The organism is Bradyrhizobium sp. USDA 4369, assembly GCF_054056435.1.
The window spans coordinates 4,199,847-4,218,182 of the sequence record NZ_JBSRYH010000001.1; the positions used below are offsets into that span (position 1 = coordinate 4,199,847).

The window sequence follows — 18,336 nt, forward strand, 5'->3', positions numbered from 1 at the left end:
GCGTGCGCATAGCTGCTCCCACAATCGCGTTCTATCGCGGCGGCGCCCAGACCGTGTAATGCGTTATCGACATGTTCACATGTCGACTCGAGGTCCGGGAGTATGGCCCGCACGCAGGCCAAGGTTAAGCGGAGTGCCGTAGCGCGGGGGGCCGTGCGCGGTCGGGTGGGCCGGCCTCCGAAGGCATTGGCCGGCGACATCGAAGCGCGGATCCTGGATGCCGCGCGCGAGGTCTTTCTGGAGCGCGGATTCGACGGCACCAGCATCGATGAAATCGCCGAACGGGCACCGGCATCCAAACCGACCATCTATGCGCGATACTCCGGCAAGCCGGCCTTGTTTGCGGCCATCATCGAGCGCTCCGTCAATGAACTGATGAATTTCGGCTCCTACACGGCGCCCGCCGGAACTGTTCAGGAGAAGCTGATCGGGCTGGCGATGACCATCGTCAACCGCGGGCTGAAGGAGACGCTCGGCCTGTTGCGCGTCGCGATTGGAGAGGCCTATCGCTTTCCCGATCTCAGCTGCGAGGTTCACGAGGTCACGCGCAAGCGTGCGGCGCATGCGGTGGCCGTGCTGCTGGCCGATACGCTCCGCTCTCCCGGCAGCAGGGCGCAACGCCTGCCGGCAAAGGCCTGGGAGGCCTCTGCGGAGATCTTCATCGATCTGACCGTTTCGCCGTTGATCATGCGCGCGCTGATGGGATTGGACGAGAAGACCATTCGCAAGCAGATGCCCGTCTTTATTCGCGAGCGGGTCAAGATCTTCCTCGCTCTGCAAGGCAAGGATTGAGGCGCGCGATCAGCGTCGCCGCGTCGCCGTAGGCTCGAGCGTGACCTGCTTCAGATCCTTGCCGCTGACCACCACCACGACAAAGGCGAGCTTGCCGTCCTTGGTCATCAGGCCACCGCTGATCGCCTTGCCTGCCGCGGATCGCTCGGCGATCCGGATCGCATCCGACATCTTCAGCGACACCGTATCGAGCGCGGTCAGGCTGTTGCGGTCGCTTTCATTCAGCCCCTGGACCGTCGAGAACAGCACGCTGTTCAGCACCTTGGCGGTGGAGCAGTCGATGTCGGACTCCCAGATCTGTCCGCTTTGCAGAGTCCGGACCTTGTAGACGGGCACGTCGAGGCCGCCTTCGAAGCTGATGTCTGCGGTTTTCGAGCCGGGATGAATTTTCTCGGCGATCCTCAGCGCCTGGTGCAGCGACACCTCCGTGCGGCGGAACCGGTCGAGCTCGCGGTCGATGGCTTCCTGGCTCAGCGCCGGATCATTCGAGCTTGAGGCCTGCGAATCCGAAGCTTGTCCTCCGCCGGTCGAGGCATCGGGGACCGCATGGGCCAGCGAGTTCCACGACAACAGCACGAAAGTGAACAGAATGATTCGTCTCATGGCTCCCCGCTGTCTTCGACATCGGTCGGTGCTTGTAGAGGATTCCCCGCCAAAGCAGTAAGGTAAAACGAAACTGTATCGTTTTGTAATTCCCTTCCTTGTCTCTGTCAAGATCGCGGCGGAGCGGGGGTCTGGACCCAGAACTGGCCGGAGCGGGCGCTGTCATAGCCGAGCGCATACAGCGAGCGCATATAGTCGGTATCGAATCCCACTCCCGGGCCTTCGGGAACGGATGAGTCGATCGCTGTCATGTTGAAGGCGAGCCCGTTATGCTTGGCAAATTGATAGGTCGCCGACAGATAGCCCTGGATCTCGCGCTTGCTCTTCATCCCCAGCGAGCGGATCGCGATTGCCTTGGTGCTGTTCTCGACGGGCTGGAATTCGGTCGAGATCCGGCCGTTCATGATGATGTAAATCGCTGGTTTCGGTGCTGCCATGCGTCGAGAGCCGTCGGGCTGCATCAGCAGGCGATCGGGAAAAGTGAAGACCTGCGTCGAAACACCACCATCGACATGCATCTCCTCGATCGGCTTGCCGTCGGACGAAGCGGCGATCAGTGACGGCGGGAAGGCGACGGGAACGCTGGCTGATGCCGTCAGCACCTGCCGGAATAAAGCGAGCGCCTGCGGCGTTCGCGCTGACGCGATCTCACCCATGTTCCACAGCACCGGGCGGCCCGCATCCAGATCGGTGGTCACGACGAACAGCCGTCGCCCCTTTGCGTGTTCCCTGGCAATCGCTTCCAGCAACTCGGCCGTTGCATACCGGCTGATGGCGTCGCGAAGCGGCTGGTTGTCGAACAGTGCGGAGCCAAATACCGCCCCCAGCGCATTGGGAGAGGCGGCGAACGAACTGGCGAGGCCGCTCGTATACATCTCCTTCAGCGTCGGATCGTAAGCCGGTCCGAGAAACGCAAAAGGCGCGATCAAGGCGCCAGTGCTCACGCCCGAGACGATCGTGAATTCAGGACGCGCGCCGCTCTCGCTCCAGCCGTTCAGAATTCCGGCGCCGAACGCGCCATCGCCGCCGCCGCCGGACAGCGCAAGATAGGCGAAGGGCCGGTTCGGCTGTGGCCTCGGCTTGAACGAGGCCACGTTGAAGGTCTCGGGGGACGCATCGGCCCACATGCGGATTGCGCCGAAACCGTCGATGCGGGCCCGCTTGGCCTCATCCGCCGAGTAGGTCGCGCGCTGAACAGACGCGCAGGCTGAGAGCAGTAGCGCGAGAGTGCAGATTGCGACGGCTATGCTGCCCGCCTGCCTTGAACCTGGTTTCACGCCGCACTCCATCTGCCTAAAAACGATACCGTATAGTATCGTTCACGTGCATTAATCAAGCCTTGAAAAGAACGCCGCCCATCGTGGCGCGCAGAGCGAACCCTCGATCGCATAGAGCAGGCCTTCGAGCCCAGCAATGCATGCGCCGCGACAGCCACCGCGCAGATGGGAACCGGAGTGGCTGCGATCCAGCGCCTGCGGCTAGGACATGGACGTCATTTCCGATAGGTTGCGGCGGTTCAACAGCGCGGCACGGCGATGCCGATGACTGCGTTGATACCACGTGCAAACGCATGAGCCGCTCAGGAAGATGCGTGAGCGCGCGTGCCAGAGAAGAGGACAGCGGAATGACCAAGGGCCAGGCCATGATCAGGACGGCTTTGACCGCGATGGTGCTGCTTGCGGGACTGAGCGGTGCGCAGGCGGCGCAGTGCGGCACTTCGCCTGCGGGCTTCGAGGTCTGGAAGCGTGAGTTCAGCGAGGAGGCGCGTGCCAAGGGGATCGGCGGCACCGCGCTCGCGGCCTTGATGCAGACCAATTATGCGACGGCCACGATCGCGGCCGATCGCGGCCAGCGCAGCTTCAGCCTGTCGCTCGATCAGTTCCTGGCCAAGCGCGGCGCCGCGGCGATCGTCGGGCGCGGCCGCCAGCTCAAGCAATCGCAGGCGGCGATGTTCGCCTCGATCGAGCAGCGTTACGGCGTGCCGCCGGGGCCGCTGATCGCGATCTGGGGCATGGAGAGCGGCTTCGGCAGCCAGCGCGGCAACCAGCATATGCTGTCGTCGATCGCCACGCTCGCTTACGACTGCCGCCGTCCGGAATTCTTCACCGAGCAGCTCTATGCCGCGCTGAAGCTGATCGATCGCGGTGTGCTGTCAGGTGCCACGCGCGGCTCGATGCATGGCGAGGTCGGTCAGACCCAGTTCATGCCGAAGAACATCCTCGCTTATGGAGTCGGCAATCTCGACGTTGCCGCCAACGCGCTCGCCTCGACCGCGAACTTCCTGCGCGCCAATGGCTGGAAGCCGGGGGCGGGCTATCAGCCGGGCGAGCCGAACTTCGTCGCCATCGAGGCCTGGAACGCGGCCGGGGTCTATCAGAAGGCCATCGCGCTGATGGGCCGCCAGATCGACGGCGGCGGCTCAGCCGCGCAGCGGTAAGAAGCGCCCTCAGCGCTCAGCATGTGAACATGAAAAAGCGGCGCTTCATTGCTGAAGCGCCGCTCTTCTCTGATCCGATCGGCCGTGACGCTAGACTCAGGCCTTCAGATCGAAGCGGTCGAGGTTCATCACCTTGGTCCAGGCGGCGACGAAATCCTTGACGAACTTCTGCTTGGCGTCCGAGCTGGCATAGACTTCAGCCAGCGCGCGCAGCTGCGAGTGCGAGCCGAAGATCAGGTCGGCGCGGGTCGCGGTCCACTTCACTGCGCCGGACTTGCGGTCACGGCCCTCGAAGGTGTGCTCGCCCTTGTCGACCGGCGTCCAGGCCACGCCCATGTCGAGCAGGTTGACGAAGAAGTCGTTCGAGAGCGTCTCCGTCTGCGCCGTGAACACGCCGTGCTTGGAGCCATTGGCATTGGCGCCGAGCACGCGCAGGCCGCCGACCAGCACGGTCAACTCCGGCGCGGTCAGGGTCAGCAGCTGGGCCTTGTCGACCAGCAGCTCCTCGCCGGACAGCCACTGCTTGCCGCTGAGATAGTTGCGGAAACCGTCATGGGTCGGTTCAAGCACCGCGAACGACTCGACGTCGGTCTGCTCCTGCGAGGCGTCGGTGCGGCCCGGTGCGAACGGCACCGTCACCTCGACGCCGGCCTTCTTGGCCGCGGCTTCGACACCCGCGTTGCCGGCCAGCACGATCAGGTCGGCAATCGAGATCTTCTTGCCACCGGTGGCCGATGCATTGAACTCCTTCTGGATACCCTCGAGCGTCGAGAGCACCTTGGCGAGTTCGGCCGGGTTGTTGACCGCCCAATCCTTCTGCGGAGCAAGACGGATGCGCGCGCCATTGGCGCCGCCCCGCTTGTCCGAGCCGCGGAACGTGGAGGCCGAGGCCCAGGCGGTCGAGATCAGCTGCGCGACCGACAGGCCCGAAGCGAGGATCTTCGCCTTGAGTGCTGCGACATCCTTGTCGTCGACGACGGGATGATCGAGCGCCGGCACCGGATCCTGCCAGACCAGGTCTTCCTTCGGCACCAGCGGGCCGAGATAGCGCGCCTTCGGACCCATATCGCGGTGGGTCAGCTTGAACCAGGCGCGGGCGAAGGCGTCGGCGAACTGATCCGGGTTCTCCAGGAAGCGGCGCGAGATCTTCTCATAGGCCGGGTCGAAGCGCAGCGCGAGGTCGGTGGTGAGCATCGACGGCGCGTGGCGCTTGGATGGATCATGCGCATCCGGCACGGTGTTGGCGCCGGCGCCGTGCTTCGGCTTCCACTGGTGTGCGCCGGCCGGGCTCTTGGTCAGCTCCCATTCATAGCCGAACAGGTTCCAGAAGAAGTTGTTGCTCCACTTGGTCGGCGTCGTGGTCCAGATCACCTCGAGACCTGAGGTGATGGCGTCGCCGCCCTTGCCCGAACCATATTTGTTGGCCCAGCCGAGGCCCTGCTGCGCGATGTCGGCGCCTTCCGGCTCCGCACCGACCAGCGACGCGTCACCGGCGCCGTGGGTCTTGCCGAAGGTGTGACCACCGGCGATCAACGCCACCGTTTCCTCGTCGTTCATCGCCATGCGGGCGAACGTCTCGCGGATGTCGCGCGCGGCAGCCAGCGGGTCGGGGTTGCCGTTCGGGCCTTCCGGGTTGACGTAGATCAGGCCCATCTGCACGGCCGCCAATGAGCCTGCGAGCTCACGATCGCCGCTGTAGCGCTCGTCGGCGAGCCACTTGCCCTCAGGACCCCAATAGATGTCCTGCTCCGGCTCCCAGGTGTCGGCGCGACCGCCGCCGAAGCCGAAGGTCTTGAAGCCCATCGATTCCAGCGCGACGTTGCCGGTGAGCACGAACAGGTCGGCCCAGGAGATCTTCTGGCCGTATTTCTGCTTGATCGGCCAGAGCAGGCGACGGGCCTTGTCGAGGTTGGCGTTGTCTGGCCAGCTGTTCAGCGGGGCGAAACGCTGCTGACCGGTGCCGGCGCCGCCGCGGCCGTCGCCGATGCGATAGGTGCCGGCGGCATGCCAGGCCATGCGGATGAACAGCGGGCCGTAATGACCGAAATCGGCCGGCCACCATTCCTGCGAATCCGTCATCAGAGCGTGCAGATCCTTGACCAGCGCGTCGAGATCGAGGCTCTTGAATTCCTTGGCGTAATCAAACGCCTCGTCGAGCGGATCGGAAAGGTTCGAGTGCTGATGCAGCACCGAGAGATCAAGCTGGTTCGGCCACCAATCCTTGTTCTTGAACCCCTTCGCACCGCCCGAAAACGGGCACTTGCTGACATCATCCATTTTTGCCTCCTGACCTGATCGGCATGGTTTCCCCCTACGGGCGCGGCCGGACCCTACGCGGCCAGATCGATCAGGGGAAATTGACTTTGGTGATTGTCACGATAAGATAATCTGATGATCCATTTGACGATGCGGCAGCTCCGTTATTTCGATGCGCTGGCGCGTCTCGGCCATTTCGGCCGCGCGGCCGAGGCCTGCTCGATCTCGCAGCCGGCGTTGTCGATGCAAATCAAGGAGATGGAGGACGCGCTGGGCGGCGTCCTGCTGGAACGCAATGCGCGGCAGGTGGTGCTGACGCGTTTTGGCGAGCAACTCGCGGAGCGCGTGCGCGAGATTTTGCGCTCGGTGGACGAGCTCGGCGATTTCGCCCGCGCGTCTCGCGATAAGTTGATCGGCCGACTCCGCCTCGGCATCATCCCGACAGTCGCGCCCTATCTGCTGCCGCGGGTAATCGGGAGCCTGATGCGCAAGCAGCCTGAGATCGACATTCATGTGCGGGAATCGAAGACGCCGACCCTGCTCGAAGAGCTGCTGGAGGGGCGGCTCGATGCCGCCATTCTCGCGCTTCCGGTGTCTGAGCCGTCACTGACCGAAGTCGCGCTGTTTGCGGAGAATTTTCTGCTGGTGCGGCCGCCCGAGTTTGAAGGCGCGCCAGTGCCGAGCAGCGAGAGCCTGCGCGAGATGCGCCTGCTGCTGCTGGAGGAGGGGCACTGTTTCCGCGACCAGGCGCTGTCGTTCTGCAATATGCAGGCGCCGCGCGAGATGCTGGATGCCTCCTCGCTCTCGACATTGGTGCAGATGGTCGGCGCCGGCATGGGGGTGACCTTGATCCCGGAGATGGCGGTCGGTGTCGAGACGCGCTCGGCCGCGGTGTCGCTGGCGCGCTTTGCCGAGCCGCAGCCCTCGCGAACCATCGGCATGGTCTGGCGCAAGACCAGCCCGCTGGCCAAGCAGTTGCTGCAGATTTCAGAGATCGTCGGCAGCGCCGCAGAGGGCCTGCGCAAACAGGCCAATATGGGACAGGGACGCAAGCGGCGGCGGTGAGCCGCTGCTCGTGTCGACCTCCCGCGCCTTGCTCGGCGCGAGGCCGTGACATGGTGGGCCAGAATTGAGGGGTGCTTTGTGCTCTGACGACATCACCCTGTCGAATGACATTTTTTTACGCGCAGGTCTTTTTACGCGCAGGTCGCCTACATCACGTCACCCATATGCCCCGCACTCGGTGAGGATGCGATGTACATGGCCATAGTCGCAAAGGGCTGCAAAGCCGGCGACCTCCTCGACCTGTTCTCGGAGGGGGAGTGCGCCAACGACTTCAAAACCTCAGGATATGTTTCCGTATAAAGACATCACGCTCTAAGCCACCGATACATCGAGCTTTCGCAGGACGTCGGCGATCTTGGCTACCGCAATTGCCGAGTTGGTATCGGACGTGACGCCCGCGAAATGGATTCCGAAGCCGGGCATCTCCTGGTCCGTCCAGGCCAGCACGAACGAGCCCGAGGCGCCGCCAAATGTCGTTGCGTCATGCCCGAACACCGAGCCGAGTGTGTCGTGCTCGTCGAAGCCGAGGCTGCGCCTGAATTTGCCGGGCGCGAGCCGCTTGAAGCCGAACAGGTTGCCGAACAGCGCATTGGTGACGAAATTCCAATCGACGTCCGTGCCGCCGCTCATGGGCGCGGGGCCGGGGAAACCGATCACCGCCAGGGACGGAACGCCGCCATTGGCGAAGGCCGCGCGCGCGTCGAGATGGACTTGCCCTGCCGGCAGCCGATCGCCCGCCGTGATCGGCTCAAGCCGCAGCAGGGCAGCGTCGACACTGCCGAAACCTCGCCCGAAGCCGTCGGGCAGGATGGCCTCGACCACCTTGAACCGCCTCTGGTCCAGCGTTGCCGCTTCTCCGGCGAAATCGACTTCCAATCCGGCCGGTATCGACAAGCGATTGCCGTTGGCTGTCATCGGAACCAGCCACTTTCGCCTGGCATCGTCGACGACGTGATAGTTGGTGAGCGCAAGGCCTCTTGCGGCGTCGACGATGGTGGCGGTGCCGATGAAGTTGGACGCATTGCCATGCGTCGGCTGCACGCGTCCGACGCATCCGGCGATGCGCTGAATGTCGTCTCGCCGTGCGGCCATCGTCGCGGCCCAGATTCCGAGGAACGGATGGGATGCCGGCGGCAGCCCATTCTCCAGCAGAAAGCTCGGCCGCGAACCGTCCGCGATCACGATCGCTTCGAGCGCCATGCGCTCGCTGGCGGCGAAGTGCTGCTGCTGGCCGAGCCCGACGTCGGGAAGCTTGCTGAGCGCCTGGCTGCCGTGCCGGTACATGACCTCCAGGGCCTGGCGAAAGGCGACGGGGTCGCCGATCTCGCGGGGCGGCATCGCGGCCATGACCGCTGATACACGTTGAAGGATGTCATCGGGATGCGGCATGGGTGCGTCCGGCGGCAAGGATGATTCGAGATCGATCGCCTCGGCGAGCCGCAGTTCGCCGGCCCCGGCACTCTCCAGATTTCCGGTTGAGCGTTCGGCGGCATGGCGCGCCGCAATCATCTGCTTCAACTGGACGATGCGTTCGTCAGCGGGCTGTCCGGCATCGCTCCGCGCGGGGCGGATCGCGGGCGCGATGCTGCTCTCCGTGACAGCCTCAAGGGCCTGCCGCACTTTGAGCGGGACCTCGATCTCCGCGCCGGCCGCCGACTCCAGACCCGGCGCGGTCCGTCTCAGTCTTTGTTGAAGAACGGCAAGGCTGGTCTCGCCGCCGAATTTCATCCAGTCGACATCAGCCTTCAGGGCCGGCGGACCGAATGCTTCGAGGGCGAATTGCCGGAGCGATTCATCGCCCCGACGGACCATGTCGGGCGCGCGCGGCGCCTCGATGCCAATGCCGGCATCGAAACCGGCTTGCAGCAAAACAAGCGCATCGGCGATGCCGACACCCATGTTGAACGAATCCCAATCCGGGGCCGGCTTGCGCGCGGTGGCGCGCAGCAGCCGCCGGAACATCTCCTGCACCGTCTCCTTGCGACGGCGCGCTTCGGCGATGATGGTGCCGCGGCCATGATGTGCCAGCCAGCAGGCGGCAACGCCTGCGACGAGCGCCACCGCGAAACTGGTGCCTTGCCCCTGGCCGGATCGTCCAGTGGTCGCAGCCGCGCGATAGACGTTCTGTCCCGGCGCCGAGACCGCGACCGTGGGGCCCCGGCAGGTGCCGATCCACGGCTTGTCGTGGAAGTCCGTTCCAGCCACGGCAATGCAATCGCCGAAGCGCGCCGGCCAGACGACGAGCCCGACGCAATTGCCGGCCGCTGCGACCACGATCACATCGGCGGCGACGGCGCGCTCGAGCGCGCGCTGCAGCGCCCACGACCAGATGCCGCCAAGGGACAGTGAGATCACGTCCGCGCCCAATTCGACGGCCCGATCCATCGCCTCGGCGACGCTCGTCTGCGAGATGCGGACGACATTCTCGATCGCGCGAATGGGAATATGCCTGGCCCTGGGAGCCGCGCCGACGACGTCCAGAGATTCCGGACTGATCGCGACGCTGGCGGTGGCGGTGCCGTGGCCGGGATTGCCCGGGTAGTTCAGCGGATCGGTCGGATCTTCCGGCGTCGTACCGTCTCCGATCACGTTGTAGGAGCCTGCGCGAACGACCCCCGCCAGCTCCGGATGGTTGATGACGCCCGTATCGATCTGGCAGATCGCCACGCCCGCGCCGCGGCTGGGCCGTCCCAGCTCGTCGGAAAGCTTCCATGCGTCGGGCAGCCGCAAGCGGCTGACGGCCCATGTCTTGTTCTGCTCGATCTCGGCTTCCTCGTCGACCCAGCAGCCTGGCGGGAATTTCTCGACCGCCTCCAGCTCGCGCCGGTCGTCGAGCTGATCGATCGGCATGATCGCGTGAATCAGCTCAGGCTCGATCGGTGCAAGGCCGAGCGCGTCTTCGAGCGCGTGCGCGGCCAGGAAAGCGCCCTGAGCGGGACCGACGAAGGTGCGGTCCGGAATGGTGATGACAAGATCGTGCGGTGCGGAGCTGGACAGCGCTGTCACGGTGGCGTGCAGCGGAGCAAGCTGGGATGCGATCTTGGTCTTGGTCGCCGCGATGTCATCTCCTTCGGGGGTCACCAGGAAGAAGCGGGCAGGGGGCGCTTGCGGCTTGACGACGTTCGGCGACGTGGCCGACATGATGGCGACGATGGCGGTATCGGCTGACATCGCAAGCTCCCCGTGGCTCGTCCGTTCAGGTCGAGGGGTAAATCTGAAGTCCGAGCATGCCGTCCATGACCGGCGCGTAGATCCCGTCGGCCCATCCCAATTTGCTGACCTGTCGCGCGATGAGGGCTTGCCGCGTCTTCGGTCCGAGCTGAGCGTTCGCTTGCGGCGCGATGCCGAGCGCCTGCTGGAGCGCGGCGACCCGCGCGCCGGACGAGCCGTGGCGCAGCCGGCTGATGTCCGCGCTGGTTCGCGTCCCGGCCCTGACCTGTGCGGCGACGGCAGCGTCGAGCCCGGTGAGGAGCATCATCGAAAACTGCTTGCCGTTCGAGCCGGAGGTGACCCCGAGCGCCGCCCGGAAGTCGCTCCAGATGCCGGTATGTTGGCCGTTCGCATAGAAGCCCGGCAGCGTCAGGCAGCCGGCCGACGAGAAGCCGCGTGACATCTGGCCTGGATGAACATTGTCTGCCGGCGCCGTGATCATGAACGCATCGAGCCGGTCGTAGATCGTGTCGGTGAGCGAACGCAGCACGACGGCCGATGACGCGCCGCTGGCGCTGTCCGACAGCCGCAACACGGTTGGTATTTCCCGATTGGTGCCGGGATGATGTGTGCCGACCGTGTAGGTATAGCAGCCGGTCGGCAAGATGTTGCCGGTCAGGTTGGCCGTGCTCGCGCCGGCCTGGGCCATCGCATAGCATTTGAAGACATAGGCCGCGTTGGGAACGGTCGAGGCCTGATAGGCGCTCAGCGTCTTCCGCTCGCGATCATAGACGCCGATGACGCAACGGAAGTTGCGATGATCCGGTCGCTGGTCCGTGATGACGATGCTGGTCGCGTCCTCGCGTTTGGCCGCGCCCAGTGAGGCGCCGCGCAACGCGAACATCATCTTGCCCGGCAGCGGCGCGAATTCATTGGCGGCGATCAGCGTATCGAGATCGCCGGGCGTGAGCTCGAAGGCCTTGCCGGCCAGCGACGTGTCGAGATGCCGATAGTCCGGCTGCTCGTCATCCTTCGGGTTCCAGCGCACCGACGCCACAGTCAATCCCGCTGCCTCGAGGTCCTGCTCGGCGAGGATCGTCTCGATCTCTGCGACGTCGGCGTCGTCGCTCTGCGTGGCCTCAGCGCTTTCGAAGGTCTCGACGATCGGGGCGCTTTCGAGCGCGCTCTCGGTCGGCGCCGTCGCATGGGCCGCGACCCGCCCGGCCATCCGCGTTTCGGCAAGCCCGGCTTCGAACAAGCGGGCCTCGCCTTCTCTCCGTTCGGAAAGGCTGGAACTGGCGCCCCAGAGGCGCTTCATGCCGCGGATCAGGTCCGGAATCCGGGCGACATCGTCCAAGCTGCCTGCGCGCATCGCGGCTCCGATCTCGCGCATCTCGGTGAAGCGCGGACCGGGCGCCGCGAAAGCCGCGCCACGATTGAATGTCAGGCTCAGCAGTGCGCCCCTGCAATGCGGATGGAGCCGGTCGAGATTGTCGAGCGCCTGATAGAACTGACGGATCAGGGCGGGATATTTCACATTGTCGAACTGGTCGATCGCCACCGACCAGGGCACGACGATATCGCTGAGGCTGCGGATCAGGGCTTGCGCCTGCGTCACCTTCGCGGCGCGACCAGGCTCGACCGTGCGAAAGCCGATGGTTGGGGCAAGACGGTCGAAATCGGCGCGCGCCAGCTGCGCGCCCCATTGCGACAGGAACTCCTGCTTCGTGTGGTAGCCGAGATCCCAGCCGCAGCCGATCGTAATGCCGGACGAATAGCCAGGCCAGATCGGGCGGCCCTTGATGACGTTCTCATAATAGGATCGTCCGCCGGTCTCCCAACGAACGATGAATTGGTATCCTGTGAGCGAGATGGTCGCACGCCAGTCCGCCGGCAGCTCGGTGGACTCGAGCTGTGGCGCGCCTGGCAGTTCGGTAATGGGGTCCTCGCGGAATCCGGCAGCCTCCGTCACGGCCTCATCAGTGATATTTCCGAGCAACTGCTCGGACAGCGGCGACAAGCTCTCCAGGGAGTCCCGTGTGGGGATCGGAGGAGGCCGACGGAGCACGCTCAGGTCCGGCAGCTTTCGAACGTAGCTGGCGACGTGATCGGCGAGCTTTGACTTGATGTCTCCGCGCACGCCGGCGAGCACGTCCGCGTCGATCGTGACCTTCCCTTCGAAATGCTTGAGCTCGGCCTCGCTGGTGCGGAACTTGAAGAACAGAACCTGGGTGAGGGTCGAGCGGGCTTCCAATCCGAACGCCATCAGCGTCACCAGGAAGCCGTGCTTGTCATCGGGCTCGGCCAGCGTCACCTGGAACCGCGCTGTCTTGCCGGTCTGGCTCTCGCGATTGAAGATCGTCATCCACGGACTGTTCGCATCCATGCTCTTGAGGGCGTCGAGCGTGGCCTTCACGACGGCGAGCGCGCCTGTGCCCGGTCCCAGCAGCGTCGTCGCAAGGCCGATGATCGCTTCATGCGCCTGAAAGCCGGCGCTGTCGGTGTGGTAGGTTGCGAACTGATCGACCTGAACGACCCAGCCGATGTTCTTCAACACAGTGAAATATGACTGGTACCATTCATAGATCCTGTTCGCGTCGGGCACCTCCACCTTGGCGACCAGCTGCGCCAGCAGCGCCGAGTTGATCAGATCCTGTCGCTGTTCGGCGGTCACACCGTTGACGAAGGAGATGACGTCAGAGCCGACCACGGCCGCTTGATCCTTCACCTGCGACAGCGCCTGATCGACCGGAGAGGCAGCGTCTTCCAGAACGGCAAGGCGAGGCGGCAACGGAGCGGCTTGGACGAAGTCACGCGCCTTTGAAACGGCTTCGAGACTCATGGCGTGGTCCTCCCAATGTTGAGGCTGCCTCACTTCTCCAGCGTCCAGGCGGGAGCATTAATCGACAAATGAAAAGGAATTTGCGGCCGTCAGCCAAGCATGTCGCAAAATGATAATGCAAATTGTAGTTGTAGACAATGCAGAAGCCCGTGCTGCAGATGCGTCCTGCGTCCTGGTAGTTCGCGGAGCTTGAGAGCCGCATCATGAGGTCGCGACCGGCATAGAAATGTTTTGACTGCTGAGTTGAACCGCTGCTCGTGTGACGTGACACACGTCTACGGCCGCCATTCTCGACCGTGGCATCTGATCGCGATTGTTCGATTTTCAAATCGGCATTGATCATGGTCACGGGCGAAGCAGCCAGATGGTCTGGTTGCTCGGACGTATAAAAGTCTTTTGTTTCAACGAGCGATAGGTCGCTTGTTGAGTTCCACAGGCTCGTGAAGCTCTGACGACGCCTCTTAGGAATGCGGCTCTTATTTTACGGCTTTTTCGACAGTGCATTTCGCTGTCGCGTGTTGATCAATAGCAGATGGGTCAGTCTGGTTGCCTTAGCGGTGCTGGCCAGGTGACGACCGCTTGGCATGTCTTCCCGAATGAATGCTCGGAAGACAGCGGATGAATCTGATTGTGGCCTCGGCGCGGATCGCCGCCATGATGGCGATCACAAATGGCCCTCGCTGTCACGACGGGGATTAGGAGACCTGCGGCCGCGAGCACCTGAAACACGATAAACGCGAAACGCGGCAAAACGGAGGAGCACGGCATGAGCGATCCGGCGAGCGGCCAAGGGCCCAATGCAAGCTTTGATCTGAACGTCAGACCCGCGGTGGAAGTCGCGCAAGAGATCATGCGCTCGGGAGACGATCTGCATGTCGATCCCGCCGCGCCGCCAGAACCTATGCTCGAGGCTGCGGTCAGCCGCTGGCGCGTCGCGAAGTCGCTTGAACGTCTGCGCGCCCAGGTCAACGCGGCTTTTCCAAACCGCAGCACCGCCAGTGACGGTACGATCGGTGATATCCGCCACCAGAGCCGAGAATCCGACCACAATCCCTGGATCGTTGACGCGGGCGTCGGCGTCGTCACGGCTCTCGACGTGACACACGACCCTGCCCATGGCTGCGATGCCGGCAAGCTCGCCGAAGCGATCCGCGCCAGCCGGGACGACCGCGTCAAATATATCATCTCGAATCGCAGGATCGCCAATTCGCAGCCGGTCGGTGCCGCAGCTGCCTGGGCCTGGCGAACATATACGGGCTCAAATCCGCACAATCATCACTGCCATATCTCGGTGAAGTCAGACAAGGCAGCCTATGACGATGTGAAGGATTGGGATATTCGGCCGCGTCCGGAACTGGAATCTGCCGGTGGGGAGGCGGGTGTGGCGCCGTCCGATCTGTTCGCTGCCGCGCTTGACTCATTGCCGGGCAATGCCGACCGCCCGATCTTCGAGCGGCTGATCGATGCCCAGGATGAGATCGCGAGATTGCTGGCCTCCTATGCGACCAGTGAGCGCCCGGTTCGGGCGGAGGAGGACGAAGAGGCGGCGCGGCCAAGCTTTGACCCGCTCAGGGCGGGCTATGAGGAATTGTGGGCGAGCTGTCGGATTCGTCCGGAGCGCGCGGACAGCGTTGCCTGGCATCGCGCGAAGCTGTTGCAGAACAAGCCGCGCTACGAACAAGTGAGCGCGGCGACCGGCGCGCCATGGTGGTTCATTGGCATCGTCCATGCGCTCGAGGCCAGCTTCAACTTTCAGGGCCATCTGCATAATGGCGATCCGCTCCGCGCGCGCACGGTCAATGTGCCGGCCAATCGGCCACCGCGCTGGAACCCGCCAAACGACTGGCTGTCGAGTGCCATCGACGCCATCACGTTCGAGGGATTTGCCGGACAGTCGGACTGGAGCATCGCGCGCACTCTGTATCGCTTCGAGGGATACAACGGTTTCAGCTATCGCACGAAGGGGATCAACTCGCCTTATTTGTGGAGCTTCTCCACGCACTACACCCGGGGTAAATTTGTCCGCGATCACGTCTATGATGAGAATGCGGTCTCAGCGCAGTGCGGTGCCGCGGTCATGCTGAAGTCGCTGCAATTGGCGGGCGAGACGCTCGCGTGAGCCGATCGGCCGTTCTGCGCCGACATGGCGAAGCCGACCGGGAACGTATCACGACAGTCAAGATGACATGATCGCGGTCCGCGCTTCGAAGGCGATCGCTGGGGGCTCTGGCCAACGGCGAAAGCCCGGTCGGGTCGTGGACTGCGATGTCCAACGGAAGCGGCGTTCCCTTCGAAGGTCCAAGTCAAGATCACGACAAGGGATTGCACGCGCTCCGCACACCAGCCGTCCTGTCAGGGATCACCGGGCGAGCCAGAGCAACACCAGCATCACGGCGACGATCGCCGTGATCAACGCGCTTCTCGTCAGCGCCGCCCCGGGCGAAATCCGGTCGTCTCCCGAGTAGTCTTCTTTTTTGTGCCAGATCATCGGGTGTGTCCCCCACCGCGACGGAATTCGCATCGTCTCAGCCGAATCGGCGGCCGGGCGCGAGCTGTTGTTTTCGATAGCTCCCCCATCTGGTGGATCTATGTAAAAAAAGGTGCATAGCGCAGCGCCTGCACACGTCTGGATGGTGCTGTCTGGCGACGAATAAGCGGCGCCGGCCGTCCGTCTCAGGCCAAAAGCGGGAAAGAAGTATTATCGTAGTGGCAAGGTGGAACTGGTGCGGTCGCTCCTCTTCGTAGACGATCATCCCATCTACAGGGATGCCGTGCGCCGCACGCTTGAACTCGAGATCGAGGATCTCAGTGTGGCAACTGCGGAGAACTGCAGCGCGACACTGGCGTTGCTCGCCGCCCACGAGGTCGACCTCTGTCTTTCCGACTATCGTCTCCCGGACGGCGATGGATTGTCGCTGCTCAAGGAGGTCAGGGCGCGATACCCGCTGATCGCGGTGGGGCTGCTCTGTGCAGATCTCTCGCCTGCGCTTGCGGAAGGCGCGGCGTCATTGGGCGCCGTGGTCTGTCTCTCCAAGGACAAGACCTCGGCAGATCTGGTTGCTGCCATCCGTATCGCGTTTTCGGGAGGCCGGGTCTACGACCCTGTCGGCGCCGGTGCAGACGGCACCGCGCTGTCGCTCCGGCGCCGCGAGATCCTGATCTATGCGAGCCAGGGCCTGCTCGATAAGCAGATCTGTGAGCTGCTGGGCGTCAGCGAGAGCACGATCCGGGCGCATTGGGGGCGGATCTTCGAGCAGTTGCAGGTCGGCAATCGCACCGAGGCCGTCACCCGGGCCTTGCGGCAGAGGTTGATCTGAATGCCCGCCGGAACAGCATCACGCATGCGGGCGCTCTACCGCGAGCGCATCCATCTCTTCTTCGGCACGCGGACCCTTCCCTATCTCGGCGGCATCCGCGTTCTCCAGGCGATTTCGACAAGTGGCGCGGCGTCCGCCGGACTGCTCGTCTGGCTGATGTGCGACCTGTCGCTGGTCCGGGCGGCGATCTGGACCTTTCTCGTCGTGCTGACCGAGTGCCTCATCACCAACATCAACGACGCGTTCCGCGTCGTGTGCCCTCCGGACGAAACTCTGTGGCGCTGGGGCTGGGCCAAGGCGGCGTTGTTCGGTCTCAACGCATTCGCCTGGTCGCTCAGCCCTCTGCTTCTCCACGTCGACGGTGCTCCCGCATCGGTGCTCTTGCCGCTGACCGTGGTCATATTTTTCGTGACGAGTGCGACGTGGATCGTCGGAGCCGATTACACGCCGAGCATGTGGATCGTGATGGTGGCCGCGATCGTTCCGGCGGCACTGTCGTTCCTGAGCTTCGATGGTGAACTCGAGCGGGTGGCCGGCATCACCCTCCTGGCGCTGTTGCCCTTCGTCCTGGCGACCGGTACCAAAGCGGCGAAGAAGGCGGAGGCTGCGATCAACATCCGCCTCGACATCACCGAACTCCTCGACGTCAAGGCGCGGCAGGCGCAGCAGATCGAGGAGCTGTTCGCGGAGAGGACCCGCTTCTTCAGCGCGGCCAGCCACGATCTGCGGCAGCCGCTGAACGCGATGGGGCTGTATTTCGAGCTTCTCGCACGCTCGCCCGATCAGGGGGACCGGAACGAGATCATTGCGAGGCTGCAGGATTGTGCGACGAGCCTGCTTCGGCAGTTCGACGCGATCATGGGCGTGTCGGCCACCGATGCCGATCTCCGCAATGCGAGCGTCAGGGCCTTGCCTGTCCATGAGATCTTTCTCAGCGTGGCTTCGACGCTCGATCTCGAGGCCCGGCGCAAGTCGTTGCGCTTGCGGGTGCGGCCGTCCGATCTGTGGTGTTCGGTCGATCCGGCTCTGCTCGAGCGGGCTCTGCTCAACCTTGTCGGCAATGCGATCAAGTACACCGAGACGGGCGCCATCCTCATCGGCGCACGCCGTCGCGCCGGGGCTGTGAGAATCCAAGTCGTCGATACCGGGATCGGTATCGAGCCTCGCCATCTCAGCGCGATCTTCGATGATTTCTTCCAGGTCGGGAATCCCGAACGCAACCGCGACAGGGGGCTTGGCATCGGGCTCGCCATCGTCCGGCGCCTCTGTAAGGCGATGGACTGGCCGCTCGAGGTGAAGTCCGTGGTCGGACGCGGCACCAGCTTCAGCCTCACCGTCCCGATGGCGGATGCCGCGCCGGCAGGCGCCGGCATCGTTTCGATGGATCGCGCTGTCAGCGTGCCGGATCCGTCGGATCAGCCCGGGGTGCTCGTGATCGACGACGACGCGACCACACGCGATTCGCTCGGTCGGCTGCTGACCAGTTGGGGCTATGAATGCGCGCCCTTCGAGGGCGGAGCGCCGGCACTTCGTTTCCTGGGCCAGGCGGCGGCACGAAAGCGATGGATCGTCCTGCTCGACTACCGCTTGGCCGGCACGGAAACCGGGCTCAGTATTACTGACAAGATCATCGCGGCCCACGCGAGCCGCACCCGCTTGGTTCTGATGACCGGCGACATCGGGCCGGAGATCGCCGAAGGCGCCCGTCAACGCGGCGTGTTGCTGTTGCGCAAGCCGGTGCAGCCGATCCGGCTCAGCGCGCTTCTGAGCTCGGACATGGCAGCGGAGTAGGACGATCGCACATGGCCGCCTTCCGCGATGCAAGCTTCTGCGAGTTGCAGCAAGAGCACCCATCCTCCTTTGGCCGTTTCGAT

At 64.1% G+C, this 18,336-nt stretch carries 12 protein-coding genes; 6 read left to right on the forward strand and 6 right to left on the reverse strand.

Features of this window, described 5'->3' with window-relative positions; translation table 11 throughout:
- The first annotated feature begins 102 nt into the window (after positions 1-102).
- A complete protein-coding gene (locus tag ACVIJ6_RS18965; protein WP_456773926.1) occupies positions 103-792 on the forward strand; it encodes a TetR/AcrR family transcriptional regulator in 690 nt (229 codons plus the stop codon).
- Positions 793-801: 9 nt separating this feature from the next.
- Here ACVIJ6_RS18965 and ACVIJ6_RS18970 read toward each other — a convergent pair whose 3' ends face one another.
- Both ACVIJ6_RS18970 and ACVIJ6_RS18975 read right to left on the reverse strand, forming a co-directional pair.
- Positions 802-1,395, reverse strand: a complete 594-nt coding sequence (locus ACVIJ6_RS18970) for a PepSY domain-containing protein (protein ID WP_456773927.1) — start codon at positions 1,393-1,395, stop codon at positions 802-804.
- 107 nt (positions 1,396-1,502) lie between these two features.
- Positions 1,503-2,672 (reverse strand): patatin-like phospholipase family protein, encoded by a 1,170-nt coding sequence (locus ACVIJ6_RS18975; RefSeq protein WP_456773928.1) that lies wholly within the window; start codon positions 2,670-2,672, stop codon positions 1,503-1,505.
- A gap of 347 nt (positions 2,673-3,019) precedes the next feature.
- Here ACVIJ6_RS18975 and ACVIJ6_RS18980 point away from each other — a divergent pair, with 347 nt between their 5' ends.
- Entirely contained in the window at positions 3,020-3,832 is an 813-nt protein-coding gene (locus tag ACVIJ6_RS18980) for a lytic murein transglycosylase (RefSeq protein ID WP_456773929.1), read from the forward strand.
- 96 nt (positions 3,833-3,928) lie between these two features.
- Here the strand turns inward: ACVIJ6_RS18980 and katG are convergent, their stop codons facing one another.
- Positions 3,929-6,109: a catalase/peroxidase HPI gene (katG, locus tag ACVIJ6_RS18985; RefSeq protein WP_456773930.1), complete on the reverse strand. Its 2,181-nt coding sequence runs from the start codon at positions 6,107-6,109 to the stop codon at positions 3,929-3,931.
- Positions 6,110-6,223: 114 nt separating this feature from the next.
- Here katG and ACVIJ6_RS18990 point away from each other — a divergent pair, with 114 nt between their 5' ends.
- A complete protein-coding gene (locus tag ACVIJ6_RS18990; protein ID WP_456773931.1) occupies positions 6,224-7,153 on the forward strand; it encodes a LysR substrate-binding domain-containing protein in 930 nt (309 codons plus the stop codon).
- A 312-nt stretch (positions 7,154-7,465) separates the two neighbouring features.
- Here ACVIJ6_RS18990 and ACVIJ6_RS18995 read toward each other — a convergent pair whose 3' ends face one another.
- Together ACVIJ6_RS18995 and ACVIJ6_RS19000 are read right to left on the reverse strand one after the other, a co-directional pair.
- On the reverse strand, positions 7,466-10,324 hold the full coding sequence (locus ACVIJ6_RS18995; protein WP_456773932.1) for a S8 family serine peptidase: 2,859 nt from the start codon (positions 10,322-10,324) through the stop codon (positions 7,466-7,468).
- Positions 10,325-10,349: 25 nt separating this feature from the next.
- Positions 10,350-13,145, reverse strand: a complete 2,796-nt coding sequence (locus ACVIJ6_RS19000; RefSeq protein WP_456773933.1) for a hypothetical protein — start codon at positions 13,143-13,145, stop codon at positions 10,350-10,352.
- A gap of 766 nt (positions 13,146-13,911) precedes the next feature.
- Between ACVIJ6_RS19000 and ACVIJ6_RS19005 the strand changes: the two genes are divergently transcribed.
- Positions 13,912-15,264 carry a hypothetical protein gene (locus ACVIJ6_RS19005; RefSeq protein ID WP_456773934.1) on the forward strand — a complete coding sequence of 451 codons (1,353 nt, stop codon included), beginning with the start codon at positions 13,912-13,914 and terminating at the stop codon, positions 15,262-15,264.
- A gap of 240 nt (positions 15,265-15,504) precedes the next feature.
- On the opposite strand, the gene ACVIJ6_RS19010 is transcribed toward ACVIJ6_RS19005, so the two are convergent.
- Entirely contained in the window at positions 15,505-15,633 is a 129-nt protein-coding gene (locus ACVIJ6_RS19010) for a hypothetical protein (protein WP_456773935.1), read from the reverse strand.
- 235 nt (positions 15,634-15,868) lie between these two features.
- Here ACVIJ6_RS19010 and ACVIJ6_RS19015 point away from each other — a divergent pair, with 235 nt between their 5' ends.
- Both ACVIJ6_RS19015 and ACVIJ6_RS19020 read left to right on the forward strand, forming a co-directional pair.
- Complete coding sequence (locus ACVIJ6_RS19015) at positions 15,869-16,462, forward strand: response regulator transcription factor (protein WP_456773936.1); 594 nt, start codon at positions 15,869-15,871, stop codon at positions 16,460-16,462.
- Positions 16,463-16,486: 24 nt separating this feature from the next.
- Positions 16,487-18,253, forward strand: coding sequence for an ATP-binding protein (locus tag ACVIJ6_RS19020; RefSeq protein ID WP_456773937.1), 1,767 nt, complete (start codon positions 16,487-16,489; stop codon positions 18,251-18,253).
- The last annotated feature ends 83 nt before the right edge of the window (positions 18,254-18,336 follow it).